General features: G+C 68.7%; 24 protein-coding genes. 10 read left to right on the plus strand and 14 right to left on the minus strand.

What is annotated here, in order from left to right:
• Window positions 1-13: 13 nt before the first annotated feature.
• Window positions 14-640 carry a DUF2284 domain-containing protein gene (locus tag FB473_RS07220; RefSeq protein ID WP_167166005.1) on the plus strand — a complete coding sequence of 209 codons (627 nt, stop codon included), beginning with the start codon at window positions 14-16 and terminating at the stop codon, window positions 638-640.
• On the opposite strand, the gene FB473_RS07225 is transcribed toward FB473_RS07220, so the two are convergent.
• The 4 genes from FB473_RS07225 to FB473_RS07240 form a co-directional block, all read right to left on the minus strand.
• Window positions 630-1448 carry an ABC transporter permease gene (locus FB473_RS07225; RefSeq protein WP_167166007.1) on the minus strand — a complete coding sequence of 273 codons (819 nt, stop codon included), beginning with the start codon at window positions 1446-1448 and terminating at the stop codon, window positions 630-632. The two genes, FB473_RS07220 and FB473_RS07225, sit on opposite strands and share 11 nt — an antisense overlap.
• Window positions 1441-2385 carry an ATP-binding cassette domain-containing protein gene (locus FB473_RS07230; protein ID WP_167166009.1) on the minus strand — a complete coding sequence of 315 codons (945 nt, stop codon included), beginning with the start codon at window positions 2383-2385 and terminating at the stop codon, window positions 1441-1443. The genes FB473_RS07225 and FB473_RS07230 overlap by 8 nt, the downstream gene beginning before the upstream one ends.
• A complete protein-coding gene (locus FB473_RS07235) occupies window positions 2382-3485 on the minus strand; it encodes a LolA family protein (RefSeq protein WP_167166010.1) in 1104 nt (367 codons plus the stop codon). Before FB473_RS07235 ends, FB473_RS07230 begins: the two co-directional genes overlap by 4 nt.
• Before the next feature lie 90 nt (window positions 3486-3575).
• A complete protein-coding gene (locus FB473_RS07240; RefSeq protein ID WP_167166012.1) occupies window positions 3576-3974 on the minus strand; it encodes a VOC family protein in 399 nt (132 codons plus the stop codon).
• Between the two features lie 112 nt (window positions 3975-4086).
• On the opposite strand from FB473_RS07240, the gene FB473_RS07245 reads away from it, so the two are divergent.
• A complete protein-coding gene (locus FB473_RS07245) occupies window positions 4087-4794 on the plus strand; it encodes a type 1 glutamine amidotransferase (RefSeq protein WP_167166014.1) in 708 nt (235 codons plus the stop codon).
• A 67-nt stretch (window positions 4795-4861) separates the two neighbouring features.
• On the opposite strand, the gene FB473_RS07250 is transcribed toward FB473_RS07245, so the two are convergent.
• Entirely contained in the window at window positions 4862-6283 is a 1422-nt protein-coding gene (locus tag FB473_RS07250) for an MFS transporter (protein ID WP_167166015.1), read from the minus strand.
• 118 nt (window positions 6284-6401) lie between these two features.
• Here FB473_RS07250 and FB473_RS07255 point away from each other — a divergent pair, with 118 nt between their 5' ends.
• A complete protein-coding gene (locus FB473_RS07255) occupies window positions 6402-6911 on the plus strand; it encodes a MarR family transcriptional regulator (protein WP_167166017.1) in 510 nt (169 codons plus the stop codon).
• Window positions 6912-7015: 104 nt separating this feature from the next.
• Window positions 7016-8221, plus strand: coding sequence for an oxidoreductase (locus FB473_RS07260; protein WP_167166019.1), 1206 nt, complete (start codon window positions 7016-7018; stop codon window positions 8219-8221).
• 153 nt (window positions 8222-8374) lie between these two features.
• Here the strand turns inward: FB473_RS07260 and FB473_RS07265 are convergent, their stop codons facing one another.
• Window positions 8375-8929: a GNAT family N-acetyltransferase gene (locus FB473_RS07265; protein ID WP_243863500.1), complete on the minus strand. Its 555-nt coding sequence runs from the start codon at window positions 8927-8929 to the stop codon at window positions 8375-8377.
• An 86-nt stretch (window positions 8930-9015) separates the two neighbouring features.
• Window positions 9016-9645, minus strand: a complete 630-nt coding sequence (locus tag FB473_RS07270; RefSeq protein ID WP_167166021.1) for a mismatch-specific DNA-glycosylase — start codon at window positions 9643-9645, stop codon at window positions 9016-9018.
• 95 nt (window positions 9646-9740) lie between these two features.
• On the opposite strand from FB473_RS07270, the gene FB473_RS07275 reads away from it, so the two are divergent.
• Both FB473_RS07275 and FB473_RS07280 read left to right on the plus strand, forming a co-directional pair.
• Complete coding sequence (locus FB473_RS07275; protein ID WP_167166023.1) at window positions 9741-12272, plus strand: circularly permuted type 2 ATP-grasp protein; 2532 nt, start codon at window positions 9741-9743, stop codon at window positions 12270-12272.
• Window positions 12269-13186 carry a transglutaminase family protein gene (locus FB473_RS07280; protein WP_167166025.1) on the plus strand — a complete coding sequence of 306 codons (918 nt, stop codon included), beginning with the start codon at window positions 12269-12271 and terminating at the stop codon, window positions 13184-13186. Before FB473_RS07275 ends, FB473_RS07280 begins: the two co-directional genes overlap by 4 nt.
• A 110-nt stretch (window positions 13187-13296) precedes the next feature.
• Here the strand turns inward: FB473_RS07280 and FB473_RS07285 are convergent, their stop codons facing one another.
• The 3 genes from FB473_RS07285 to FB473_RS07295 are packed head-to-tail and all read right to left on the minus strand — an operon-like array spanning window position 13297 to window position 16515.
• Entirely contained in the window at window positions 13297-14061 is a 765-nt protein-coding gene (locus tag FB473_RS07285; RefSeq protein WP_167166027.1) for a transglutaminase-like domain-containing protein, read from the minus strand.
• The gene (locus tag FB473_RS07290; protein ID WP_167166029.1) at window positions 14052-14996 is read right to left on the minus strand and encodes an alpha-E domain-containing protein; all 945 of its coding nucleotides are present in this window, start codon (window positions 14994-14996) and stop codon (window positions 14052-14054) included. Before FB473_RS07290 ends, FB473_RS07285 begins: the two co-directional genes overlap by 10 nt.
• Window position 14997: 1 nt before the next feature.
• Window positions 14998-16515: a circularly permuted type 2 ATP-grasp protein gene (locus tag FB473_RS07295; RefSeq protein WP_167166031.1), complete on the minus strand. Its 1518-nt coding sequence runs from the start codon at window positions 16513-16515 to the stop codon at window positions 14998-15000.
• A gap of 122 nt (window positions 16516-16637) precedes the next feature.
• Between FB473_RS07295 and FB473_RS07300 the strand changes: the two genes are divergently transcribed.
• Entirely contained in the window at window positions 16638-17576 is a 939-nt protein-coding gene (locus FB473_RS07300; protein WP_167166033.1) for a proteasome assembly chaperone family protein, read from the plus strand.
• An 85-nt stretch (window positions 17577-17661) separates the two neighbouring features.
• Here the strand turns inward: FB473_RS07300 and FB473_RS07305 are convergent, their stop codons facing one another.
• Window positions 17662-18411, minus strand: a complete 750-nt coding sequence (locus FB473_RS07305) for an ROK family protein (RefSeq protein WP_341770065.1) — start codon at window positions 18409-18411, stop codon at window positions 17662-17664.
• Window positions 18412-18429: 18 nt separating this feature from the next.
• Between FB473_RS07305 and FB473_RS07310 the strand changes: the two genes are divergently transcribed.
• Window positions 18430-19626 (plus strand): MFS transporter, encoded by a 1197-nt coding sequence (locus FB473_RS07310; protein WP_167166035.1) that lies wholly within the window; start codon window positions 18430-18432, stop codon window positions 19624-19626.
• Between the two features lie 24 nt (window positions 19627-19650).
• Here the strand turns inward: FB473_RS07310 and FB473_RS07315 are convergent, their stop codons facing one another.
• The 3 genes from FB473_RS07315 to FB473_RS07325 form a co-directional block, all read right to left on the minus strand.
• Window positions 19651-20415 (minus strand): amino acid ABC transporter ATP-binding protein, encoded by a 765-nt coding sequence (locus FB473_RS07315; RefSeq protein WP_167169263.1) that lies wholly within the window; start codon window positions 20413-20415, stop codon window positions 19651-19653.
• Window positions 20416-20453: 38 nt separating this feature from the next.
• Window positions 20454-21311, minus strand: a complete 858-nt coding sequence (locus FB473_RS07320) for an ABC transporter permease subunit (protein WP_167169265.1) — start codon at window positions 21309-21311, stop codon at window positions 20454-20456.
• A 96-nt stretch (window positions 21312-21407) separates the two neighbouring features.
• Window positions 21408-22319, minus strand: coding sequence for an ABC transporter substrate-binding protein (locus FB473_RS07325; RefSeq protein WP_167166037.1), 912 nt, complete (start codon window positions 22317-22319; stop codon window positions 21408-21410).
• A gap of 199 nt (window positions 22320-22518) precedes the next feature.
• Here FB473_RS07325 and FB473_RS07330 point away from each other — a divergent pair, with 199 nt between their 5' ends.
• Together FB473_RS07330 and FB473_RS07335 are read left to right on the plus strand one after the other, a co-directional pair.
• Window positions 22519-23721 (plus strand): NAD-dependent epimerase/dehydratase family protein, encoded by a 1203-nt coding sequence (locus tag FB473_RS07330; RefSeq protein ID WP_167166039.1) that lies wholly within the window; start codon window positions 22519-22521, stop codon window positions 23719-23721.
• Window positions 23722-23734: 13 nt separating this feature from the next.
• Complete coding sequence (locus tag FB473_RS07335; protein WP_167166041.1) at window positions 23735-24889, plus strand: glycosyltransferase; 1155 nt, start codon at window positions 23735-23737, stop codon at window positions 24887-24889.
• Window positions 24890-25000: the final 111 nt, after the last annotated feature.

The following is a 25000-nucleotide window of genomic DNA, read 5'->3' on the forward strand; positions in this document are numbered from 1 at the left end:
CCACCCTCCTAGGATGGCCAACGTGTTGGACTACGTCGTGCGGGAGACACGTCGACGGTTCGCGGTCGCCGACTACGTGCGTGACTTCGTCGATGTGCCGCGTTTCCGGGGGTTCTGCGAGGCCTGTCAGCGCTACGGCGAGAACTGGGCCTGTCCGCCGTTCGACTTCGACCCGCTCGACGTCTGGGCTCGGTATCGCTGGCTCCACCTGACCGCGTTCATCATGGAGTTCACGCCTGCACAGCCACGTTCAGGTCTTGACCACGACCGGTTGGTCGCCGATGTCATGGAGATGTTCCACCAGGAGAAGCGAAGAGCTCATCACCGCCTGATGAAGCTGAGAGCCGCGGTGCCCGATTCGGTCGGCCTGGGTGCCGGCGGGTGCGACGTCTGCCCGGTGTGCACCCGGAAGCAAGGACTCCCCTGCAGGTTGCCCGGCCAGTTGGTGCACTCCATCGAGTCCTTGGGCGGGGACGTCGAGGCGACGATGCGGGTCGCGTTCGAGCATCCCACACAGTGGAGCGATGGCACTGACCTGCCCGACAGCTACGTCCTGGTCATGGGCCTGCTGTGCGACCAGGAGGAACTGCCCGACAGCGCGCCGGTCGACCGTCCGGTACGGGCGTCGGTCAGCTCGTGACGTCGCGCGTGGTGAAGCGCGCCCAGGCCGCCAGGGTGAAGACGGCGACGTAGCCCAGTGCCAGCCACAGGCCCCGTGACACGTTGGTGGTGAGCATCGGCTCGCTCATGAGGTCGGTGAACGAGGTCATCCAATGAGTCAGCAGCCACGGGTGGAGCCAGTCGAGTTGTTCGATGGCCTCGGCGATCCATCCCAGGATGTTGACGACCATGATGGCGACCGTCGCACCGAGGGGCTGCTCGGTGAGGGTGGAGACGAAAAGCCCGAGCGCGGCGAACCCCGCGAGCAACGCCGCGTAGTAGAGGTACATGAGCGCGACCCGCCCCAATGCCGCACCGAAACCCAGCTGGCTGCCCGACAGGGTGATCATCGGGCCCGCGCCCAGCATCACGACGCCCATCAGCGTCCCCACGACGCCGATGATCCCGACCCCGATGAGACAACCGGCGAACAGCGAGAGCAGCTTGACCGCCAACAGCCTCGTCCGCCCGGCCGGCACCGCGAGCAGATAGCGGAGCGTGCCCTGGTGCGCCTCGCCCGCGATGGCGTCGCCGGCGAGCATCGAGACGGCCAGGGGGAGGAAGAAAGGTGCCTCCGCGATGAGTGCACCGATGGGGACGATGAGCCCGTTACCCGCCAGGATGCTGCCGAAGACACCGTCGCCGGCCGAGCGGATGGCGAAAGCCATCATCACCGGCACCGCCGCGAGGACGACCAGACCGGCCTGGTTGCGGCGGCGCCCGAGGACCAGACCCACCTCGGAGGCCAGGAAGCGCACGAAGCCGCGGATCGGGGAGGAGTCAGCCATTGACGTCGAACCCCTCACCGGTCAGCGAGACGAACAGGTCCTCCAGCGTGGGCCGCACGACGTTGAAAGCGCGTACCCTCACGCCGTCGGCCACCAGGTCGCTCACGATCCGTTCGGTGGGCACCTGGCCGGGGACGAAGACCACCGTACCGTCGGGCGCCTTGTCACCCGGCACTGTTCCCAGCAGCCCGAGCCTGTCGAGACAGCGAAGTGCGTCGGCGACGTCAGGAGTGTGGAGTTCCACGTGGGCACGGGCCCGGTCGCGAAGCGTCTCGAGGCTGTCCTGGGTGACCAGGCGTCCCCGACTCATGACACCGACGTGCGAGCACATCTGCTCGATCTCGCTCAGCAGGTGGCTGCTGACCAGGACCGTGGACCCCTCCTCGGCCAAGGACGAGACGATGTGGCGGACCTCGCGCGTGCCCTGTGGGTCGAGGCCGTTGGTGGGTTCGTCGAGCACCAGCAGATCCCGGGGCTGCAGCAGTGCCGCGGCGATGGCCAGTCGCTGTTTCATGCCGAGGGAGTAGGCCCGGTACGACTTGCCCGCGGCATTCGTCAGCCCGACGCGTTCGAGGGCATCCGCGACCCGCCTGTCGCAGGTCGCCGGATCCGCGGTGGCATCGGCGGCGTCGAGGCGCACGAGGTTGGCACGCCCGGACAGATGGGTGTGGAAAGCAGGCCCCTCGATCAGCGCACCGACGCGCGGCAACGCCAGATCGAGGCCCTGCGGAACCGGTCGGCCGAGGATCGCGCTGCTGCCCTCGGTGGGACGCACGAGGCCGAGCAGCATGCGGATCGTCGTCGTCTTGCCCGATCCGTTGGGGCCCAGGAAGCCGTAGACGCTACCCGCGGGCACGTCGAGATCGATGTGGTCGACGGCGACCTGCTTGCCGAACCTCTTGGTGAGACCGGACGACGAGACGGCCGCAGGGCTCACCGAGCCAGGGCCTCGTAGAGCGCCTCGGGTGCGACCGCGCCCCAGGCCATTCGGCCGTCGTCGGTGATGACCAGACTCACCAAGGTGCCGTCGAGGACGACGCCGCTGCCCCACTCCCCCGACACCGCCGGGAGCAGACCGGCCAGGTACCCGGATGCGGCGGCGGCCCCGGATGCGTCCGCCGGGACGACCGTCACCGACGACCAGCCCTCACCGCTCGACTCGACCGACGAGATCTCCTCGTCGGAGGCAGGGATCTGATCCACTGGGGCGCTCGTGCCGCTGGGCAGCGGCTCGGCGGAGCCGGTGTTCTCGATCACCTCGGCGCCCGGGGGCGGGGTGAACTCGAAGGTCGACGCACTGGGGGCGGTGTAGTCGAGCCTGGTGAAAGCGACGTCGATGACGGGTTCGTCGACCTGCGTCGAGTGGACGAGCACGCGCAACGGCATCTGCGTCTCGGCATCGACGGCGATCCGTACATCCTTCACGCGGGTGGACTCGTCCTCGGGCTTGACCACCAGTTCGTAGGCGGCACGACCGGCCACAGTCAGGTTGGCGTCGGTCTGCACGGTGCTGTACTGCTCCAGTTCGGACAGCACCTGGCGGGCCAGTTCCTGTGGGGAGCCCGCCTCGGCGGGAAGCTGCGTCTGGTCGGCTGCGGTCGCTCCGTCCAGTTCGGTCCGGACCGCGGTGCGGCTCTGGCTCGACCAGGCCCACAGCACTGAGCCGTTGCTGATGAGATCGGATTCGGTCTGGTCGCGAATGATGGCGATGCGGTAGGCGCGGCCACCGTCGTACCAGATGCGCCAGGTGTTCGAACCGGACGCCAGGGCGAGCAGCGAGTTCGGATCGGAGAAGTCCAACCCGCCCACGGACGACAGGTCGGGCAGGCCGAGGTCGGTGCGCTGGGAGATCTCCCCCGTGAACGCGACCGGATCGGCCGACAGCACGTCGCTGACCAGCTCTTCGGCTGACCGCGGGGGCAGCGTGGGCTCGGCGGACGCCAGGCTGGTGAGGACGGCCGGGCTGGCGATCACGAGGCCGGCAGCTGCGGCCGGCGCGATCCAACGGGTGCTCGGTTTACGCGCGCGAAGAATCATGTGTTCAGCCTAGGCGGGTACGCGGTCGTCGGCATCCTACCCGGGTAGCAGGGTCGGCCTCCGCCGACGGTAGGGGCGAACCCTGAGCCGTCAACGGGCATCCGGGTCGGGTTGGTGCAGGCCGAAGACGTTTCCTTCGGTGTCGAGGAAGTAGCCCTGCCACGCCATGCCGGGCAGAGCCGCCTTCGGCAGGGCGACCTGCCCGCCGGCAGCGAGGATCCTGGCGGCGTCTGCATCGAAATCGCCCGATCCGATGGTCAGGACGGCACCGTTCACCGGTGCCCCCGGGCCCGCCGTACTGCCCTCCGGCCGGGCGAGCATGCCCCCGTTGATGCCGGGGTCGTCGTCGCTCCCCGTGACGATCCCGAAGTACGGGGTTCCGGCGTAGGCGCTGTAGTCCTCGAACGTCCAGCCGAAGACGTCGGCGTAGAACGCGCGCCCGCGGTCGAGGTCGTCGCAGTGGATCTCGAAATGGATGGGACGAGCCATGATCTCCTCCGGTTCCCGATACGGGTGACGGATTCGGTTGAACCGTCGACTACAGCGTCGCACGGAACGACACGAATGTCAGCGGGCACGTCACGGCGCTAACCTGCAACACATGGCGAAGCAACCGCGCATCACCGTCGTCCAGCTCGATCCCGGCGTCCCACTGGGACGATTCGACCGGTGGCTTCGGGATTCGGGGGTGCGGCTGTCACTGGTCGAGCTGTGGGCCAAGGATGTGCCGCAGCTCGCGTCCGTGGGTGACGGCCTGCTGGTGCTGGGGGGCCGGATGTCGGTGCGCGACGGGAAGACACACCCGTGGATGGATCCGTTGTGTGACCTGCTCGCCGACGCCCACAGCATCGACCTGCCCGTCCTCGGCATCTGTCTGGGGCACCAGCTGCTGGCCGAGACCCTCGGCGGGCACGTGACCGTGGCGGATCCGGTCGGAGGCGAGGAAGGGCCGGTCGAGATCGAGTGGCTGGAGGACGCCGCGGACGACCCGGTCTTCGGGGCGCTCGCTTCCCGCGGCACCACGATCCTGGCGGAGTCGCACCATGACACGGTCACGGTTCTGCCCGCCGGGGCGGTCGAACTCGCGCGGTCGGCCGGCTGTGCGAACCAGGCGTTCCGGTTGGGCAGCGCGCGGGGGGTCCAGTTCCATCCCGAGGCGACCCCGGAACTGGTGGCCTCCTGGTCGGACACCGGCCTGCATGCGCGCGGCGAGATCGCCGAGCGCATGCAGGCCGCGGACGCAACGATCTCCGCGAGCAGCCGCTTGGTGGCCACCGGATTCGTGGAACTCGTCCGGGCGGGTTCCTGAGGCCGGTGGGCGCTCGTCGCGGCTGTCCGCGGAGATCGCGTCGCCTGATTCCGGTAGATCGGTGGGATCAGATCCCGGCCGAGGCCGCCTCGTCCTCCACCAGTGCGGCCAACTCGTCGTCGACGGACACGGCGCTGTAGTCGGTGTCCTTGGTCTCATGGGACAGGATCAGCGAGATCAGCGTGAGGACGCCGGCGGCGGCCAGGTACACGCCCACCAGCCAGGTGCTGCCGCCCGCGCGGGCCCACAGGGCGACCGCGATGATCGGGGCGAGTGCGGCACCCAGGATGCTGGACACGTTGTAAGCGATGGCCGAGCCCGTGTAGCGGACGTTGGTCGGGAACAACTCGGGCAGGATGGCACCCATCGGGCCGAAGGTCATGCCCATCAGGGTGAAGCCGAGCACCAGGAACGCCTGCGTCATCGCGCCGGTGAACATGGCGTCCGGACGCACGGTGAGCCAGATCGGGAAGCTCACGCCGAAGACGATGATCACGGCCGTCACCCAGATCAGCAGCCGGCGTCGTCCGATCGCATCGGCCAACGGGCCCGACAGCAGGGTGAAAAACCCGAAGAAGACCACGCCGAGGATCTGCATGAGCACGAAGTGCGTGTACGAGATTCCCAGGCCGCCGGGGTTGGCGTCCTGCGCCTTGGTGCCGTAGGTGAGCGTGAAGCTGGTCATCAGATAGAACAGCACGTAGGTCGCCAGCATAATGAAGGTGCCCAGCACGACCTCGCGGGTGTGATGACGGAAGGTCGCGCTCAGCGGCAGCTTGCGGATGGCGCCCTTGCGCTCGGCCATGGTGAACGCCTCGGACTCGACCAGCTTCAGCCGCACCCACAGCCCGATGATCACCATCACGGACGAGAACAGGAACGGGATCCGCCAGCCCCAGGTGAGGAACGCCTCGGATTTCAGCAACGGGTCCGTGGGGTGCGGAAGGGTGAAGTTGATCACGAGGAACAGCCCGTTGGCGATGATGAACCCGAGGGGTGCACCGAGCTGCGGGAAGGTCCCGTACCAGGCCCGCTTGCCGGCGGGTGCGTTCTCGGTGGCCACCAGAGCGGCTCCCGACCATTCGCCGCCGATGGCGAAGCCCTGCGTCAGCCGCAGGAGGAGCAGCAGCACCGGAGCGAGGACCCCGACGTTGTTGTAGGTGGGCAGCAGGCCGATCACGAAGGTGGCGACGCCCATCGTGAGCAGGCTGATCACGAGCGTGGTCTTGCGCCCCCGCCGGTCGCCGAGGTGACCGAAGACGATGGCCCCGATCGGCCGGGCCACCATGGCGGCGCCGAAGACAGCGAAGGACGCGAGAAGAGCGGTGGTGTCGTTGCCCACGGGGAAGAAGAGCTGTGGGAAGACGAGCACCGCGGCGGTCGCGTACACGTAGAAGTCGTAGAACTCGATGGTGGTGCCGACGAGGCTCGCCGTGATGACACGCGCCGGGGAGTTGAGCGGCGCCTTGGTCGGGATGGTGGTGGTCATGTGATGGTCTCCTTTGCGTAGACCATTATGTGGGATATTTCGTCCAGAGTGTGAACACACCCTGTTGATGGACAGGTCGTGGGCCGGACCGGCGGCGATCCCGGGTAGCCTCGATCGCGTGAGGCGACGAGGTGAAGGGCGCTCGAGTGCTCGAGAACTCGCCGAGGCGTGGGCCCGGGAGGGACGCAATCCGCACACGATCGAGCTGGCCACCTTGCTGCGACGAGTCACCGCGCAGGTCACCGGTGACGCGGATGCCGTCCTGGCCGCGCGCGGACTCAGCCGCGGGCAGTTCGACGTGCTCGCAGCGTTGCATCGCGCTCGCAAGGACAGTGGGGCGGGGCTCACGCAGGCCGAGCTGGCCGACCAGATGACCCTGTCACCGCCGGGCATGCAGAAGCGCCTGGCAACGCTCTACGAGCTCGGCCTGCTGGAAAGGGACGTCGATCCCGCCGATGCCCGCAGGCTCGTCATCAGGCTGAGTGCCTCCGGCCAGGAACTGCTCGACGGCGTCCTGGACGCGTTCTTCGACGCCGAGGATCGCTCCCTGCGTGGGCTCAACTCCCGTGATCGCTCGCAGCTGATCCGGCTCCTGCGCCGTATGACAGGCGATGACGATCGGACGTGAGGCGACGCAATATCATTAACCTGGTTAATCGTTTCGACCAGTAGTCGTTCGCGCCCGGCTGGTCGTCGTCGTGCGAGGGCGCCATTGCGGGAAGGAACCCTGTCATGGATGATCACCAGGCAACCCCGGCGGCGACCGGACCAGGACCCGCGACCATCGCGGCGGTGGACTCGGGCGCCTTGTTCCGACCTTTCGGGCTCGAGGGTCTCGAACTCTCCAACCGCCTGGTCATGGCGCCGATGACCCGGTGGTTCTCCCCCGGCGGCGTCCCGGGTGACGAGGTCGCGCGCTACTACGCCCGGCGCGCGCCGCACATGGGCCTGCTGATCACCGAGGGGGCCTTCATCTCGCATCCGTCGTCGGGCTCGAACCAGGACATCCCCCACGCCTATGGTTCGGCCGCTCTCGACGGCTGGGGACGCGTCGTCGAGGCCGTGCACGAGGCGGGAGGGCGGATCGCGATGCAGCTGTGGCACGTGGGCCTCGCGCGCAGGCAGGACGGTCCGCTGCACCCGGGCGTCCCGGCACTGTCGCCCTCGGGCGTCGACGGTCTCGGACACACGGTGGGCAGAGCCGCGACCAGGGACGACCTGAGGGCCATCACCGAGTCGTATGCCCAGGCGGCAGCCGACGCCCAGCGGATCGGCTTCGACGGGGTCGAGGTGCATGGTGCCCACGGCTTCCTGCTCGACTCGTTCGTGTGGACGCGGACCAACCGGCGTGAGGACGAATACGGTGGCGTCCTGACCAACCGGGTGCGGTTCCCCGTCGAGGTGGTTTCCGCGATCCGGGACGCCGTCGGGCCGGGATTCCCGATCCTCTATCGCTTCTCCCAGTGGAAGAACGGCGCCTACGACGCACGGATAGCCGACGATCCGGACGAACTGGCCCGCATCCTGAGGCCGCTGGCCGATGCGGGCGTCAGCGCTTTCCACGCGTCCACGAGACGCTTCTGGGCACCCGCGTTCGACGGGTCGCCCCTCACGCTGGCCGGGTGGGCGGCGAAAGTCTCCGGCAGGCCCGCCATCGCGGTCGGCTCGGCCGGGATCGACAGCCCTGGGAGTTCGGGCAACGGCAGTGCCCCCTCCCCGACGAGCGGCGACGGCACGGCACACGTCGCCGAGGCCGCTCGCCGTGTTGCGGCCGGCGAGTTCGACCTGCTCGCGGTCGGGCGCGCGGTGCTCTCGGATCCCGCGTGGGCCGTCAAGGTACGGGCGGGCGATCCGGGCTCGATCCTGCGGTACCGCAAGGAGGACGAGGACACCCTCGACGGGCTTCCCCGGCGTCTCGGCACCGCGCTGGGGCTCTAGGGAAACGCTGATCAATGCGAACAACGCTGGCTGAGCCTGTCGAAGCCCGTTTCCGGACGACGGTTCCACGACCCTTCGACAGGCTCAGGGATCATTGATCAGCATTTCCCTAGGGACCTTGTCGCGCGGTACCTGGCCCGCAGGTCGGCGCGGTCACTGCGCCTGTGCGGGCCGCGCTCCGTAGGTGATGTCGAGGTAGTCGGGGTGACGCTCGATCCACCCCTTGATGAACGGGCACAGCGGCAACGCCTTGTGCGTGCCCTCGGAGCGAAGCTTGTCGAGGGCATACCGGGCGATAGCCGAGCCGACGCCGCGTCCCTCGAAGGCGGGATCGACCTCGGTGTGGGTGAAGACCACCAGTTGATCGGTGAGCTGGTATTCCGCGAAACCTGCCAGTACGCCGTCGATCCTGGCCTCGAACCTGCTGGCTTCGGGCGCGTCGATCACGCTCACCTCGCAGGAGGGGGTCGAGGCGGGGGCCGGCGCCGGGTGCTCCTCCACCACGAGGGCGCCCGAGGGACAGCGTCCGATCACCTCACGCAGGTAGTCGGCGCGCTCGGCGGTGTCGGCGTTGACGGGATCGATCCAGGGTCGCTTCGAGGTGTTGAACACCTCGGGCATGCCCCGGACGCACTCTGCGGCATGCCTGCAGACGTCCCCGTCGAAGGAGACATCGACAAGCGGGCCGTAATACACCTTCCGGGCCATGGCGTTCGTCCTCCCGCTCGTGTCTGAGGGCACCCACCCTACGTCGCCGTTCGTCGTTCCACTCGCACTTCACTTGGAAGGACGCACTAACCTGCCTCGCGGATCGCGCCGCCGGGCACCCGGATGATGCCCGCGGCGTCCGCAGCGGCCCCGTAAGCCCGCGCGAGCGAGGCGATGTTCTCGTGCGCGTTCAGGCCGGACGGGTTGGGCAGCGCCCAGACCCGGGCGCCAGCGAGAGGCTCGGGTTGTTCGCCCGGACGCGCCCGGGGGCGGGCGAATCCCACCCGATAAGCGCCGATGCCCGCAATCGCGACGACGCGGGGACGATAGCGTTCGACGATCCCCCGAAGCCTGACCACACCCTCGCGCACCTCGGCGTCGTCCAGCTCGTCCGCCTTCACCGTGGGGCGGTCGACCAGGTTGGTGAGGCCCACTCCCCTGCCCACCAGGTAGTCGCGGTCGTCCTCAGACAGTCCCTCCGACGGATCGACGGGTCGGTCGACGATCCCGGCTTCGTGCAGTGCCGGCCAGAACCTGTTGCCGGGACGCGCGAAGTGTGCCCCGACCGCCGCCGACCACAGACCGGGGTTGATCCCCACGATCAGCATGGCCATGCCGTCCCCGACGATGTCGGGCACGTTGAGTCGAGTGGGATCGGGGAGACGGTCGAGGACCGCCCTGAGTTCTGCCGGCGTGGGACGTGACACGTCACCCATGCTGGCACGGGACGGCAGCGGCGATCCCGATCTCGTGGTCCGGGGACACGAGACGGGTGGGGCGTGTTGTTGAGGATGCCTCGTAGAGTGTTCGCGTGATCGTTCCAGCCGAAGCCAGCGACTCGGTGCTCGCGGACTATCTGCGGCGCGCCGGTGAGCACGACGAGTTCGGCCGACTGGCGGACGATCCCGGCTTCCGGTCGCCGGTCGATGCGGGCGTCGGTGGCGACGACCTGCGCCGGCGGCAGCGCTCCTTGGGACGCCTGGTCCGCGCCGAGGCGATCACCTACGGCGGGGCCCCCGCCGGGCAGCTGGCGCGTCCGTGGCTGTTGGACCTGCTGCCGCTGGTGATCCCCGGCGAGGAATGGCGTGAGCTGGAGGCAGGCCTGCGTCAGCGGGCCGAGCTGCTGGACGAGGTGCTCTCGGACGTTTACGGGCAGCGGCGTCTCCTGAGCGAGCGGGTGCTGCCCGCCGAACTCGTGCTCGGCCACGGCGGTTTCCTGCCCGTCGTCGACGGCATCCGGATGAACGCCGAACGGCAGCTGGTGATGACCGCCACCGACCTGGTGCGTGGCGCGGACGGTCGGTGGATGGCTCTCGGCGATCGCGCCCAGGCACCGTCCGGGGCCGGCTACGCGATGGCCAACCGGCGGCTCGTGGCCCGCATCCTGGAGCAGGACTACCGCGACGCACCGATACGCAGGTTGCGGGGTTTCTTCGATCACATGCGGCTGGCACTTCAGACCTGCGCGCCCGCGGGCGAGGACAACCCGCGCGTCGTCCTGCTGAGCCCGGGGCCTGCCAGTGAGACCGCCTATGATCAGGCGCTCGTGTCGACGCTTCTCGGCCATCCCGTGGCCCAGTCCGGTGATCTCGAGGTGCTCGGCGGACGCCTGTGGCTGCGCACCACCGGGCGCCGGGAGCCGGTACACGTCCTGCAGAGGCGGGTGGACGCGTCCTGGGCCGACTCGCTCGATCTGCGTCCCGAGTCACGGCTGGGAGTGCCGGGGCTCGTCGAGGCGGCCAGGCAGGGGCGGGTCGGTGTGGCCAACCCCCTGGGATCGGCTGTGCTGGAGAACCCGGGGTTGCTCGCCTACCTCGACCGCATCGCCGTGCACGTGCTGGGTGAACCCCTGCGCCTTGCATCGGTGCCCACCTGGTGGTGCGGCGACCCGGAGCACCTGGCTCATGTCCTGTCGCACCTCGACGAACTCGTCATCAAGCCGGTCGACCGGCGGGCCGGTCGGGGAGGCGTCCGCCCGGTCGACCTCGACGAGCCGGACAGACAGCGACTGGTGGCGCGGATCACCGCGGAGCCCGGACGCTGGGCGGCACAGCAGTCGGTCGAGCCGAGCACGAGCCCGGTCGTCGGCCCCACCGGGTTGGAAGCGCGCCGCACGCTGCTGCGTACGTTTGCCGTATCGGCCGGGTCCACCTACGCGATCCTCCCCGGCGGGCTGGCCCGGGTCGCGCCGGATGAGGAGTCCTGGGTGATCACCAACCGTGACGGAGCGATCAGCAAGGACGTCTGGGTGCTGGAGGCGGCGGACGAGACCGTCCGGCCGCTGGATCTCAGCCCCCGGCGTCGCGGAGAGGGTGAGGTGCCGACGTCCAGGCCGGGCCTCACGCCGAGCGCCGCCGACCAGCTGTACTGGCTGGGGCGGTACTCGGAACGGACCGAGGCCACGGCCCGCATGCTCAAGGTGTCGGACAAGCTCATCGAGGACAACCTGCATCGCCCCGGCACCCCTGGTCATTCCGCGATGCGCGCGATGCTGGAGTCGCTCACCGCCGTGACCTCCGTCCGCCCCGGATTCACCGGGGAGGGAGCCGTCCAGCGTCTGGCGGACCCGCTGCCCCAGGTCCGTTCGCTGCTGCTGGACGAGTGGGTCCCCGGCACCGTCGCCTACGGTGCGGGCCGCACGACCGCAGCCGCCGCCGATGTGCGCGAGGTCATCAGCGCCGACATCTTCAGCGTCCTCAACGCCCTCGACGCCACCTTGTCGGCGGCTCGAGCGGGGGCGGACGTTCATGTGCAGCACGTGATCGCCGACGTGCTGCGGTCGACGCTGGCGTTGGCCGGGATCGTCGGCGAGAGCCTGGTGCGCGAGCCCACCTGGACGTTCGTCGAGTCCGGACGCCGGATCGAGCGCGCGCAGACCACCGTGCGCATGCTGCGGCACACACTGGCCGGGGTGCGCGCGCCGGTGGCCGAGGCATTGCTGGTCGAGTCGGTGCTCGAGGTCGGTGACAGCCTGATCACGTACGCGCGCAGGATGGCCGCGGGGGTGGGCGCCAGCTCACCGGCCGAGGCGGCTGCCTCGTTGCTGCTCCTCGACCCGGACAATCCGCGGTCGGTGCGCTACCAGATCGATCGTCTGATCGACGCCTTGCGCTTCACCCCTGCTCCCGGCGTCGACTCGCTCGCCGCGCAGGTGCGAGATCTGCTTGTGGATGCCGACATGGACGTCCTCCGGGCAGACGAGCGTGCCCCGCTACGGCGACTGCTCGACGAACTGGACGAGCAGTTGCGCCTGCTGTCCGACCAGATCGAGCAGGAGCACTTCCAGATCCAGCAGCCCGCCGTGTGGTTCGCGGTGCAGGAGAACACCGGGGGCAGGCGATGAACCAGAGCCCTTCGCTCACGCACCGCTACGAGGTGACCCATCGCACCGAGTACTGCTACGACGCCGACGTGACGTCCTCGTTCGCGCGGGCGCGGCTCAGGCCGCGTCCGACCCCTACCCAGCAGGTGCTGCGGCACGAGGTGGTGGTCTCCCCCACCCCGGACATCTCGGATGAGCACGTCGACTTCTTCGGCAACTACAGCCAGTACATCGAGATCCACACCCCGCACCGGATCCTGTCGGTCGGGCAGACCTCCGTGGTGGACGTCGCCTGGCCCGCCGTCGACCTGTCCGCGCTCGACCTCACGGTCGCCGACGCGGCCGACCGTCTGGCGCGCGACCCGTCCCTCGACCCCACGGAACGGGCCACCTATCTGCTCGCCTCCCCGGTGATCGAGCTGACCGACGAGGTGAGGGCCTTCGCGTCAACCATGGTGGACGCGCGGTGCCCGGTCGGCGAGGCCATCGAGTCGGTCTACCACTCCATCCACGAGAGATTCGAGTACAGCCTGGGCGTGACGAGTGTGAAGACGACACTGCCCGAGGTCATCGGCGCCCGGGCGGGTGTCTGCCAGGACTTCGCCCATCTGGCGGTCGCCTGTTTCCGGGCGGTCGGTCTGCCCGCGCGATACGTGAGCGGCTACATCGAGACGTCGGCCCCGGGCGAGCCCGCCGTGCTGACCGGTGCGGACGCGACACACGCCTGGGCCTCCGTGCTCGTTCCCGACATGGGTTGGGTCGATCTGGACCCGACCAACGATCATCTGGCCGACTCGCGCTACATCGTCACCGCCTGGGGCCGCGACTTCCGCGACGTGTCGCCGCTGAAGGGGGTCATCTTCAGCAGCGGGCACGACAGCACCCTGGACGTCGCCGTCGAGGTCAGGCGATTACCCGATTCCGCCGACGCCTGAGCCGGGTTCGCGATCCCGGATCCCTGAGCCTGTCGAAGGGCCCCGAGCGTGGAAGGTCCCTGAGCCTGTTGAAGGGTCCCTGAGCGTGACGAAGGCCGAGGTTCGGCGCCCTACGCGAGCCGCCGGACCCGCACCGTTCCGCTCGTCGTCGCGTCCTCACCCGCGCCGTGGATGCCGGTGAGCAGCGGGATGTCGTCGCGATCGCGGGCGAATCCCACCACCAGATGCCGTTGATCGGGGCTTGCGCCCAATGCGGGGTCCCAGTCGCACCAGCCCTCGTCCCAGTACTGCAGCCATCCGTGCGGTGTCGCCTCGGCGGTGTCACCCACGTCCAGGCCCTCGGGAACCAGGTATCCGGAGACGAAACGACCGGGGATGCCGGCCCACCTCATGGCTTGGATCACACGATCGACCAGGAGCACGGCATCCGGTGCCACGAGGCCGTGATCAACGATGCCTCGGACGAACTCACACGGCGTGGCCGCCGAGTCGCGCCATTCCTGCCACGCGCCGGGGACGGACACCTCCTCGTCTGGGCCCTGGAGGTACTCCGCCTGTGCATCGGTGAGCGTGAGGTCGGCCAGGTCGTCCCAGCCGCTGGTGCCGGGTGGGCAGGCGGCCGGGATGCCGAGATCGAGTTCGGTGGTCGCGGTGATCTGCAGCTCCTTGCGCGCCGAGGAGACGTTGAACGCGGTCACCGCGGTGCCCCAGTAGTCGACGTATTCGTGTCGCCAGGCCGAGGGCTCGATGTCCACCACCGGGGTGATGAGGCTCTGGTTGTCGAGGAAACACGGCGTGAGGCGCAACTCCCCGTGGAACGACAGCATCGGTCGCGTCGTCGTCAGGACCAGCCTGTGGGTCAGTCTCAGTCGCATACCGTCACCTCCTTGTGCCAGGCGACCACGCCCGGGCCTTCGAAATAGCGGTTGAACACCTGGTCGCTGACCTCGGCGCATGCCGTCTGCACCCGTTCCATCCGGTCCTCCAGGCCGATCACCAGCTCCGCCGGATCCATGTACTCCAGCCAACTGCGCACCCGGGCGATGATCCGGGCGGTCGGGTCGAGGCGGAGGTTCACGTTGATCGGGTCGAGTTCGGCCAGCGCGTCCTGCACCGCCTGCATGCCGTGTACGAGCGACCGGGGGAACCTGCGGTCGACGATGAGGAAGCGGGCCGCGTCGACCGCGTCACCGGCACCGGCGTACGTGCGGGTGAACGCGTGGAAGCCGCCGCACGCCCGCAGCGCGACCGTCCAGGCCACGAGCTGGTCGCCGTGATCGGGCACCGTGCTGACCGAGCGGGACGACATGTCGACCCGCTCCAGGTACCGTCCGAGCACGAGGAAATGATAGGCCTCGTCACGGGTCATCAGGCTGTCGGCGATCCCGGCGATCTGGACGCAGCGGGTGCGCATCAGTTGCAGGGCCGCGGTCGGGCGCATGCTGGTGAACGACGGGGCCATGAACTCGTGGTAGGCGGCGTTGATGGCCTCCCACAGCTCCGGCGAGATGACGTCGCGAACCCTGCGCGCCGCCTCGCGGGCCGCGCGCAGCACCGCCCGGGTCGAGGTCGGCGAGTCGGGGTCGTAGCAGAGCCGTTCCAGCATCATCCCCATGTCCACGCGCTCGTGGACGAGGTCCTGCGGGTCCACGCCCATGGCGGCCAGGATCGCGACCGGGGCGACTCGCTCGTCGACGGTGGGATCCTCCGCGAAGCGCTGCAGGTGCACCCCGACGATCCGTGAGGTGTCCTCGGCCCGCTCCAGATAGCGTCCGATCCAGAAGAGAGAATCGGCGATTCGGCTCAGCATCTCAGATCACCTCGCTGAGGGACGCGCCGACGGCGGAGACCTGGATGCCCCGTTCGACCTGGGGCCCCGGAGGAGCGGCCCCGGCATCACTGTCGACGAGCACCCAGGTGTCCTTCGAGCCGCCACCCTGGGACGAGTTGACGATCAGCTGGCCCTCCTTGAGTGCGACCCGGGTGAGGCCGCCTGGCAGCACCTTCACCTGTTCACCGTCGTTGACCGCGAACGGACGCAGATCGACGTGCCTGGGCCGCAGATCGTGACCCACGATGGTGGGCACGGTCGACAGCTGGACGACGGGCTGGGCGATCCACGTGCGGGGATCGGCGAGCACCTGGGCGCGCAACGTGGCCAGTTCCGCCGCGCTCGCCTGGGGGCCGATCACCACGCCCTTGCCTCCCGAGCCGTCCACGGGCTTGATGACCAACTCGTCCAGCCTGTCGAGCACCTCGGCCAGGTCGGCCGGGTTCTCGAGGCGCCAGGTCTGCACGCCAGGCAGGATCGGCTCGGCCGACAGGTAGTAGCGGATGAGGTCGGGCACGTAGGTGCAGACCAGCTTGTCGTCCGCGACCCCGTTACCGACGCTGTTGGCGATCGTCACGTTGCCGGCGCGGGCGACGCTGAGCAGGCCACCCACTCCGAGCAGGGAGTCGGACCGGAAGTGCATGGGATCGAGGAAGTCGTCGTCGATCCGGCGGTAGATGACGTGCACAGTCTGGGAGCCGCGGGTCGTGCGGGCCTTGACCTGACCGCCCTCGCAGTAGAGGTCGCCGGCCTCGACCAGTTCGACGCCCATCATGCGCGCCAGCAGGGCGTGTTCGAAGTAGGCGGAGTTGTAGACGCCGGGGGTCAGCACCACCACGTTCGGCTCGTGGGCCCCCTTGGGGGCCGCCGCGCGCAACGCGTCCAGGAGCATCTGGGGGTAGTCGTGCACCGGACGCAGCTGGTGGAGGCTCATGAGCTCGGGATAGGCGGCGCTCATCGCCCGGCGGTTGGTCATCACGTAGCTGACCCCGCTCGGAATGCGGACGTTGTCCTCCAGCACCCGGAAGGTGCCGTCGGCTCCGCGGACGAGGTCGGTCCCGGACACGTGGATCCGCACCCCGTTGGCGGGCTGGATGCCGTGCGCCACCCGGTGGAAGTGGCGTGAGGTGGTGATCACCTTCCGGGGGATGACACCGTCCTTGAACACCTCCCCCTTGCCGTAGACGTCGGAGAGGAAGGCCTCGAGCGCGGTCACCCGCTGCTGGACGCCGGCCTCGATCGTCTGCCACTCGTGGGCGAGGATGATCCGGGGCACGACGTCGAGCGGGAACGGGTGCTCGACCCCACCGACGTCGAAGGTCACCCCCTGATCGAGGTAGGTGCTCCGCACGTACTCCGCGCGCTCGACGAGCCCGTCGTCGGTCATCGTCTGCATCAGCCGGTAGGCGGCTTGGTAGGCGGGGCGCGGCCGTTGTCCGTCGAACATCTCGTCGTAGACTCCCTCGGGAGCCCGATAGCGACCAACAAGGCTATCCATGGCCGGAGTCTACGAACCAAGTGTTGCTGTCGTGTTGCAATCGTGAGTCTCTGCTAGGGGAATAGCGTCCAGGGTCGCATCGTTGTGAATCACGTAGGCAACTTCCGCAGAGGTGATGTCCCATGCTCGATCCGAGTGCGCTTTTCAATTGGTCGCCGTATGTCGACCCCGCCGACCGCGCGCGGCAGTCCGGCGATCATCCGACCCTTCTGGTGACCATGGGCAGCTTCGCCGACGCCGGGGAGACCCGCAAGCTCGTCGAGGAACGCCTCCTCGACGGGTTCGCCAACCACAGACTCGGCACCTTCGACATCGACCAGTTGTTCGACTACGCGGGCCATCGCCCGCAGATCGTGTTCGACCACGACCACTTCAAGCATTTCGAGGCTCCCGAGATCGCCCTGCACGAGGTCACCGACGGGCACGGGACGCGGTTCTTGCTGCTCAGCGGCCCCGAGCCGGCTCTCCAGTGGGAGCGTATGGCGGCCGCCGTCAACCACCTGGTGGACGTCTTCGACGTGAAGCGGGTGGTGTTCCTGCAGGCCATGCCCGCTCCGGCACCGCACACGCGTCCCGTCTACGTGTCGGGGTTCGCCTCCGACCCGGCATTGCTGGGAGATCGTGGCGGCATGCCCGGCACGTTCCAGATGAGCGCGTCGTTCGGCAGCCTGCTCACGCTCCGGCTGGGCGAGCAGGGTCATGAGGTCGTCGGCCTCGTCGCCCATGTGCCCTACTACCTCGCCGAGGGTGAATACCCCGACGCCGCGATCGCACTGCTCAACCAGGTCGGCTCGGTCTCGGGCCTCGAACTCCCGAGTGGTGGACGTCTGGCGCAGGCTTCGGCGGCCAACCGCGGCCTGGTGGACGCTCAGGTCACCCAGTCCGAGGAGGTCCAGGCAGTGATCGGCCGCCTCGAATCCCAGTACGAGCAGTTCATGTCGCAGCGTGCGCTCGTCTCGAAGGCGAACGTGCCCAGTGCCGACGAGATCGGCGCCGAGGTCGAGGAGTTCCTGAAGGGCCTTGACGACGACGAACCGGACGACGGCGACCAGGAAGCCTGAGCCGAACCGATCCGACCGGCGTCCGGACCCTTGCCCAGCGGTCCGGACGTCGTCTTCTATCCGCTATTGCCTCCGGGCCCGTTCCTCAGCCGATGAGCGCCCAGGCCCGCACTCCCCCGACGATGCCGGCGGAGTTGGGAACGATCACCACGTCGTCGCCCAGCTGGGCGAGGATCGACGGCGAGATACAGCGGGAGTTGCCGCCGCCCAGGTAGACCCGGTCCCACACGAACACCGGGCGCAGCCCGTCGACGACGCGCCGCACCCGCCGGGACCAGATGGCGTTTCCCAGCCTGCGGCGCTCGGGCTCGCCGACGAACTCGTCGTAGGTCGTCATCCGTACCGGGGCACGCGACAGTTCGAGGTGCGGGGCGAGCCTGCCACCGTCGAAATGCGCCGAGCCCAGACCGGTCCCGAAGGTCAGGACGAGTTCCAGCCCGGCGCCGCTGATCACCCCCGAGCCGTGCACCTCGGCGTCGTTGAGCACCAGTGCGGGGATGCCCAGCCGCTGTTGCACCGCTGAGCGCATGTCCAGGCCGTCCCATCGGACGACCAGGGTGGGGTCGACCCGAGTACGCGGCCCCCGCTCGGTGATGTAGTGGGGCGTCGTGATCACCACGCCGTGACGCAGCATCCCCGGCATGCCGACGGTCACCCGGTCTGCCGGGGGCAGTCGGGAGGCGAGATCGGCGATCACCTCGACGAGCCGATCCGGCGGTAGCGGATAGGGGGTGGGGACGCGGATCACCGGCGTGCGCAGGGTGCCGGCCGCGTCCAACACCGACGCCTTGATCCCGGACCCGCCGCAGTCGACGGCAAGGGTGGTCACATCCACGCTGATACTGTACGGCTCGTGTCACCCCATCCCATCGCATCACCCGGGCGCGCCAGACTGGGTGTCTCCCTGAACTTCCTGACCAACGGGCTGATGCTGAACCTGCTGCCTCGCCTTCCCGAGGTGAAGGAGGGGTTCGGGCTCGGCGACGGTGCCTACGGGCTCATGATGGCGGCGAGCGGGGTGGGCGCGATCGCCGCCTTCGCCTTCCCTGCACGCCTCATCGGTCGCTTCGGTGCCCTGCGGGTGGCTCTGGTGGGGACCCTGGCGGGCGCCGGGCTGCTCGTCGTCGCCGGTTTCGCGCCGCATCCGGCGGTGTTCGCCGCGGCTCTGCTCGGCATGGGCTTCGCCGACGCGTGCGCCGACGCGGCACAGAACACCCAGGGCGTCGCCGTCGAGGAGTGGACGGGGCGCACGATCATCAACTCCCTTCATGCCACCTGGAGCGTCGGCGCGGCGACCGCCGGGATCATCGGGTCGGCGGCGGCGGGAATGGGTATCGGGATCGGCGTGCAGACCGTGTGCATGGCGGTGATCGTCGGGACGCTGGCGATCGTCTGCTACCGGCTGGGCACCATCCCCGACCACGTCCGTCATCAGCAGGCCGCCGTCCGCGCCCGGCGGGACGAGCAGGCCCCGACGACCTGGCGACGACTGCTCCCGGTGCTCCCGCTTGCCGTGATCGCCCTGTGCGGGGTCATACCCGAGGACACGGCGAACAACTGGTCGGCGGTGTACCTCGTCCAGGAGTTCGGCGTCGGCTATTCCCTCGCGGGTCTCGCCGTGGTGGTCATGCTGGTCTCCCAGATTCAGGGACGCCTGGCGGGCGACCCGCTCACCGACCGGTTCGGCGCGGAGCGGGTCGCGGCGGCCGGCGGCGTACTCGTGGCGTTGGGTTCGCTGACGATGGCCCTGGCCCCGGCGCCTGCCGCGGTCTACGCCGGTCTGGTGCTCAACGGCCTGGGGTGCGCGAGCCTGATCCCGGGCGCCTACGCGGCCGCTGGACGATTGCCGGGGCTGGCAGCAGGGACGGGCATCACCCTGGTGGGGTTCGCCCTGAGGATCGGTCTGGCATTGGGGTCGCCCGTGGTGGGCGGCATCGCGGAGGTGGCGAGCCTGCGTGCATCGTTCGCCGTCGTCGCGGCCGCGGGTCTCATCGCCGCCGTCCTGAGCGCACACCGATCGCTTCCCGGCCGTAGGGCCGACGCAGGCTGACCGATACCGGCACGGCGCTGTCGGTCACAGCACCTTCGCGAAGAAGTCCCGGGTGCGCTGCTGCGTGGGCTGGTCGATCACCTGGGCGGGGTTCCCCCGCTCGATGATGGCGCCGTCGTCCATGAAGACGACCTGGTCGGCCACCTCGCGGGCGAATCCCACCTCGTGGGTGACGACGATCATCGTCATGCCACTGGCCGCCAGCCCGCGCATCACCTCCAGTACCTCGCCCACGAGTTCGGGGTCGAGTGCCGAGGTCGGCTCGTCGAACAGCATCAGTTCGGGTTCCATGGCCAGCGCCCGGGCGATCGCGACACGCTGCTGCTGCCCTCCGGACAGCTGGGAGGGATAGTGGTCGGCACGGTCGCTCAGACCCACCCGTTCCAGTTGCCGCCTGGCCTCGCTCTCGGCGGCCTGCCTGCTCAGCCCGCGCACCTGCCGTGGAGCCTCCATGACGTTGCGGAGCGCCGTCATGTGCGGGAACAGGTTGAAACGCTGGAAGACCATGCCGATGCGCGAGCGCTGGCGGGCGATCTGCTCGTCCCGCAGCCGGTGGAGCGTCACGTGCCCGTCCTTGACGACCTCGCGCAGGCCCATCAGCTGCCCGTCCACGTACAGCCGCCCGGCGCTGATCTGCTCCATCTCGTTGATGCAGCGCAGCAGGGTCGATTTGCCCGAGCCCGAGGGCCCGAGCAGGACGCACACCTCACCGCGGGCGACCACGAGGTCTATCCCCTTGAGGACGTGCAGGTCGCCGAAGAACTTGTGGACGCCGCGCACATCCACCATAGGCACGGCCTGTTCGCCGTCCGCGGGAATCGGGTCGGTCATGGTGTCACATCCAGGTTGGCGTCCTCGCGTACAGTGCCCGCCTCGAGGATCGCCTGCTGGCGTCTGGAGGCCATCCCCCGGCGTCTCGTCGCGGCCGATCCGCTGCCGTCGAAGCCGCGCCCGTAGTAGGCCTCCAGGTAGTGCTGCCCGACCATGAGCACCGACGTGATGACGAGGTAGTAGATCGCCGCCACCAACAGGAGCGGCACCGGGAGGAAGTTCTTGTTGCCGATCGCGTTCGTCACGAACGTCAGTTCCAGCGTGAACGGCACCGCGAGCACCAGCGAGGTCGTCTTCAGCATCGAGATCGTCTCGTTGCCGGTGGGCGGGACGATGACCCGCATCGCCTGCGGGATGATGATCCGCCGCAGGACGGCGCCGCGCCGCATCCCCAAGGCCGTCGCGGCCTCCCATTGCCCCTTGTCGACCGAGTTGAGGCCGGCTCTGACGATCTCGGACAGGTAGGCGCCCTCGTTCAGGCCCAGGCCGAGCACCGCGGCGACGCCCGCGTTGACGACGTCCTGGGTGGTGAACACGAAGAACTCGGGGCCGAAGGGAATGCCGAGGCTCAGCCTCGGGTACAGCACCGGCAGCAGCCCCCAGAACACGAGTTGGGTGTAGATGGGTGTGCCCCGGAAGATCCAGATGTAGACCCAGGCGACGCCCTTGAGGACGGGATTGGCGCCCATGCGCATGATCGCGGTGCTGACGGCGAGGACGATGCCGATGACCATCGCACCGACCGTCAGCAGCAGCGTCCATCCGAAACCGGAGACGACCCGCGGGTCGAACATGTACTGGCCGACGACGTCCCATCGGTAGTTCGGGTTGGTGAGCAGCCCGTGCACCAGCATCGCCGCCAGGACGACGACCACGCCCGCCCAGACCCACAGGTCGGGTCTGGGAACCGGGCGGGCCCTGATGAGATCGGGCGTGCGCTCGTCCACGACCTAGCTCGCCGGGTTCAGCTCGGCGGTGGTCAGCGCGGCGTCCTCGACGCCCCAGCTGTCGAGGATCGCGGCCCAGGTGCCGTCGTCCATCAGCTGTTGCACGGCCTGCTGCACGGCTTCGGTGAGCTCCTGGTCGTCCTGCGGGACGACGATGCCCTGCGGCGCGGCGTCGCGCACCCCGCCCACCACCTCGATCTGGCCCTCGGTCAGGGCAACGGCGTAGCTGGAGACGGTCGAGTCGGCGTAGAACGCGGCGATCTTGCCGCCGATGAGGTTGGTGGTCACGTCCGACTGGGAGCTGTAGCTCAGGACGTCGATCGCGTCCTGGCCCGCCTGGGTGCACTCGGTGCTCGCGGCGTCGAGTTCGTCGGCCTGCCACGTGCCGGTCTGGACGCCGATCGTCTGACCGCACAGGGCATCGGGGTCGAAGTCCTGCGGGTTGTCCTTCTGCACCGCGAAGGACGAGCCGACCGTGATGTAGGAGATCATGTTGTAGCTCGCCACGCGCTCGGGGGTGACGGTGAACGACGAGATACCGATGTCGTACTTGGTGCCCATGCCGGGCAGCAGGCTGGCGAAGTCGGCGGCACTGACCTCGGTCTCGACGCCGAGCACCCGGCCGAGCGCCTTGCCGAGGTCGACGTCGTAGCCGATGGCCGTCTGCAGGTCGTCGGCACGGAACTCCGCGGGCGCGTAGTCGATGGAGGCACCGATCACCAGCGTGCCCTTGTCCTTGATGTCCTGCGGCAGCAGCGCGGCGATGTCGTCCACCTTCTCCACTCCCGACACGTCGTAGGTGCGGTCGGTGCTGGAGTCCGAACCGGACGACGATCCTGTCGTGGCGTCCCCACCGCTGCTGCAGGCGGTGAGTGCGAGTGCGGCTGCCAGTCCGGCAACCAGAAGTCGGCGCATGTTGAATTCCTCGTTTCATGAACGGCGGTTGAACTTCCGCGACCGAGCGGTGAACGCGAAAAGAATAGTGCAACTTTTGTGACGATGAGATGTCGCCACCGTGCTGGGGACACGCGGCGGGCCGGTTTGCGGGCCGACGGGACGACAGGACTTTGGCTACGCTGACCGTGGAAGCACGCGGGGAAGGCGGGAGTGATCGATGAAGGTTCTGGTTCTGGGCGGGGACGGCTTTTGTGGTTGGCCGGCGTCGTTGCACCTGTCGGCGCGGGGTGACGACGTCGTGATCGTGGACAACTTCTCCCGCCGCCGGATCGACGAGGAACTGGGGGTGCAGTCGCTGACACCCATCCGCTCGATGGTCGAGCGTCGTGCGGCCTGGCGCGAGATCTCCGGGCGCGACGTCCGCGTCGTGGAGCTCGACATCGCCCAGGACTACCCCGGCCTGCTCCAGTTGATCACCGACGAGCGTCCCGACGCGATCGTCCACTACGCCGAGCAGCGTGCCGCGCCGTACTCGATGAAGTCGGGCAAGCACAAGCGGTACACGATCGACAACAACGTCAACGCGACGCACAACGTGCTGTGCGCGATCGTGGAGTCGGGACGCGACGTCCATCTGGTGCATCTGGGCACCATGGGGGTCTACGGCTACGGCACCGCCGGGATGTCGATCCCCGAGGGGTACCTCAACATCCAGGTGCCGACCCCCGAGGCGGTCGTCGAGACCGAGATCCTCTACCCCAGCAATCCAGGGTCGATCTACCACATGACCAAGGTGCTCGACCAGACGATGTTCGCCTACTACGCGAAGAACGACGAACTGCGCATCACCGACCTGCACCAGGGCATCATCTGGGGTACCAACACCGAGCAGACGAAGCTCGACGAGCGTCTGGTCAACCGTTTCGACTACGACGGCGACTACGGCACCGTGCTCAACCGGTTCCTCATGCAGGCCGCGGTCGGCTACCCGCTCACCGTGCACGGCACGGGCGGCCAGACGCGTGCGTTCATCCACATCCAGGACATGGTGCGATGTATCGCGCTGGCCCTCGACAACCCGCCGTCGCGGGGCGATCGAGTGAAGATCTTCAACCAGATGACCGAGACCCACCGCGTCCGAGACCTCGCCGCCATCGTGTCGCGGCTCACCGGCGCCAGGATCGAGACGGTTCCGGATCCGCGCAAGGAGGCGCTGGAGAACGAGCTGATCGTCCACAACGACAAGTTCCTGGCCCTGGGCCTCCACCCGATCACCCTGGACGAGGGCCTGCTCCGGGAGATCAACGAGACGGCTGCGAAGTACGCCGACAGGGCCGACCTCACACACATTCCCGCGACGTCGCTGTGGACGCGGGAGCAACAGGCGGGAATCCCGGCTTCGGTGAAGCTCGACGCCTGATCGCCGCGGCCCGATGCGCATCGCGATGTTCACCGAGGTCTTCCTGCCGAAGATCGACGGTGTGGTCACCCGGGTGCTCCGCACGCTGGACGAGCTGTCGGAGATGGGGCACGAGGTGCTTGTGTTCGCACCCGGGGATCCCCCGCCCTACTACGCGGGCTTCGAGGTCGTCAGGGTGCGCTCCCTGCCGTTCCGCCCGGTGTACCCGGAGGTTCGGGTGGGCCTGCCGACACCGAGGATCGCCGAGAGGATGGTCGACTTCCGGCCCGACGTCGTCCATGCGGTGAACCCGGTCTGGCTGGCGGCCTACGGAGTCTTGTCCGCGGAGCACCGTGACAGGCCGCTGCTGGCGTCCTACCACACCCAGGTCGCCAGCTACACCCGCAAGATGCACCTCGGGTGGCTCGAGGGCACGGCCCAGCGGTGGACGCGTTCGCTCCACAACCGGGCCGAGGTCAATCTGTGCACTTCACCGCAGATGGTGGACGCCGCGATCGCCGCCGGGGTGAAACGCGTCGATCTGTGGCCCAAGGCGGTGGACACGAAGACCTACCGCCCCGACGCGCGGACGGACCGTATGCGCCGGCGGCTCACCGACGACCATCCGGACATGCCGCTGGCGATCTACGTGGGCCGGATGTCGAACGAGAAGGGCATCGACGACCTGCTCGAGCCGGTGCACCGTCTGCGCGGCGTGCGTTTTGCCTTCGTCGGGTCGGGCCCGGCACGCGAGCGACTGCAGCACGCGTTCGCCGGGACGAACACGGTGTTCACCGGATACCTCACCGGGCACGAGTTGGCCGAGGCCTATGCCAGCGCCGACATGTTCGTGTTCCCCTCGACCACCGAGACCCTCGGGTTCGCGGGACTGGAGGCGATGGCCAGCGGCGTCCCCGTGATCGGGGCGCGCGCCGGCGGCATCCCGCACCTGTTCGACGACGGTGTCGAGGGAATCCTGTTCACCCCCCACGACGCGGACGAGATCATGGCGGCGATCTCGCGGCTCGTGGACGACGAGCCTCTGCGCCGGCGTATGGGTGAGGCGGCGAGGATCGCGACCAATAAGTACACATGGCGCGCGTCCACCGAGGCACTCGTAGGCTTCTACGAGTTGGCGATCGACAGGCACGAGGCCTGCAGACGCCGGCGCCCGGGCACTCGAGGGTGAGACGGGCGGCGCTCCGGCGTTGTCACACGCCGGTGTGCCGTTCCGGTTGTCCGTGGGTGTGCAACAAGTTGCCCTGAAACCGGGCTGACATGGGCAGCATGCTAGTTTCTT

The organism is Brooklawnia cerclae (genome assembly GCF_011758645.1).
GTDB classification, from domain to species: Bacteria; Actinomycetota; Actinomycetes; order Propionibacteriales; family Propionibacteriaceae; genus Brooklawnia; species Brooklawnia cerclae.

What these genes read in the sequence shown, in the direction of transcription:
- FB473_RS07280 (WP_167166025.1), top strand. Translation starts at nt 12,269, where the DNA reads ATGAACCAGAGCCCTTCGCTCACGCACCGCTACGAGGTGACCCATCGC.
- FB473_RS07270 (WP_167166021.1), bottom strand. Translation starts at nt 9,645, where the DNA reads ATGGGTGACGTGTCACGTCCCACGCCGGCAGAACTCAGGGCGGTCCTC.
- FB473_RS07235 (WP_167166010.1), bottom strand. Translation starts at nt 3,485, where the DNA reads ATGATTCTTCGCGCGCGTAAACCGAGCACCCGTTGGATCGCGCCGGCC.
- FB473_RS07330 (WP_167166039.1), top strand. Translation starts at nt 22,519, where the DNA reads ATGAAGGTTCTGGTTCTGGGCGGGGACGGCTTTTGTGGTTGGCCGGCG.
- FB473_RS07325 (WP_167166037.1), bottom strand. Translation starts at nt 22,319, where the DNA reads ATGCGCCGACTTCTGGTTGCCGGACTGGCAGCCGCACTCGCACTCACC.
- FB473_RS07290 (WP_167166029.1), bottom strand. Translation starts at nt 14,996, where the DNA reads ATGCTGAGCCGAATCGCCGATTCTCTCTTCTGGATCGGACGCTATCTG.
- FB473_RS07335 (WP_167166041.1), top strand. Translation starts at nt 23,735, where the DNA reads ATGCGCATCGCGATGTTCACCGAGGTCTTCCTGCCGAAGATCGACGGT.
- FB473_RS07220 (WP_167166005.1), top strand. Translation starts at nt 14, where the DNA reads ATGGCCAACGTGTTGGACTACGTCGTGCGGGAGACACGTCGACGGTTC.
- FB473_RS07300 (WP_167166033.1), top strand. Translation starts at nt 16,638, where the DNA reads ATGCTCGATCCGAGTGCGCTTTTCAATTGGTCGCCGTATGTCGACCCC.
- FB473_RS07245 (WP_167166014.1), top strand. Translation starts at nt 4,087, where the DNA reads ATGGCGAAGCAACCGCGCATCACCGTCGTCCAGCTCGATCCCGGCGTC.
- FB473_RS07320 (WP_167169265.1), bottom strand. Translation starts at nt 21,311, where the DNA reads ATGCTGGTGCACGGGCTGCTCACCAACCCGAACTACCGATGGGACGTC.
- FB473_RS07260 (WP_167166019.1), top strand. Translation starts at nt 7,016, where the DNA reads ATGGATGATCACCAGGCAACCCCGGCGGCGACCGGACCAGGACCCGCG.
- FB473_RS07265 (WP_243863500.1), bottom strand. Translation starts at nt 8,929, where the DNA reads ATGGCCCGGAAGGTGTATTACGGCCCGCTTGTCGATGTCTCCTTCGAC.
- FB473_RS07225 (WP_167166007.1), bottom strand. Translation starts at nt 1,448, where the DNA reads ATGGCTGACTCCTCCCCGATCCGCGGCTTCGTGCGCTTCCTGGCCTCC.
- FB473_RS07295 (WP_167166031.1), bottom strand. Translation starts at nt 16,515, where the DNA reads ATGGATAGCCTTGTTGGTCGCTATCGGGCTCCCGAGGGAGTCTACGAC.
- FB473_RS07285 (WP_167166027.1), bottom strand. Translation starts at nt 14,061, where the DNA reads ATGCGACTGAGACTGACCCACAGGCTGGTCCTGACGACGACGCGACCG.
- FB473_RS07250 (WP_167166015.1), bottom strand. Translation starts at nt 6,283, where the DNA reads ATGACCACCACCATCCCGACCAAGGCGCCGCTCAACTCCCCGGCGCGT.
- FB473_RS07315 (WP_167169263.1), bottom strand. Translation starts at nt 20,415, where the DNA reads ATGGTGGATGTGCGCGGCGTCCACAAGTTCTTCGGCGACCTGCACGTC.
- FB473_RS07240 (WP_167166012.1), bottom strand. Translation starts at nt 3,974, where the DNA reads ATGGCTCGTCCCATCCATTTCGAGATCCACTGCGACGACCTCGACCGC.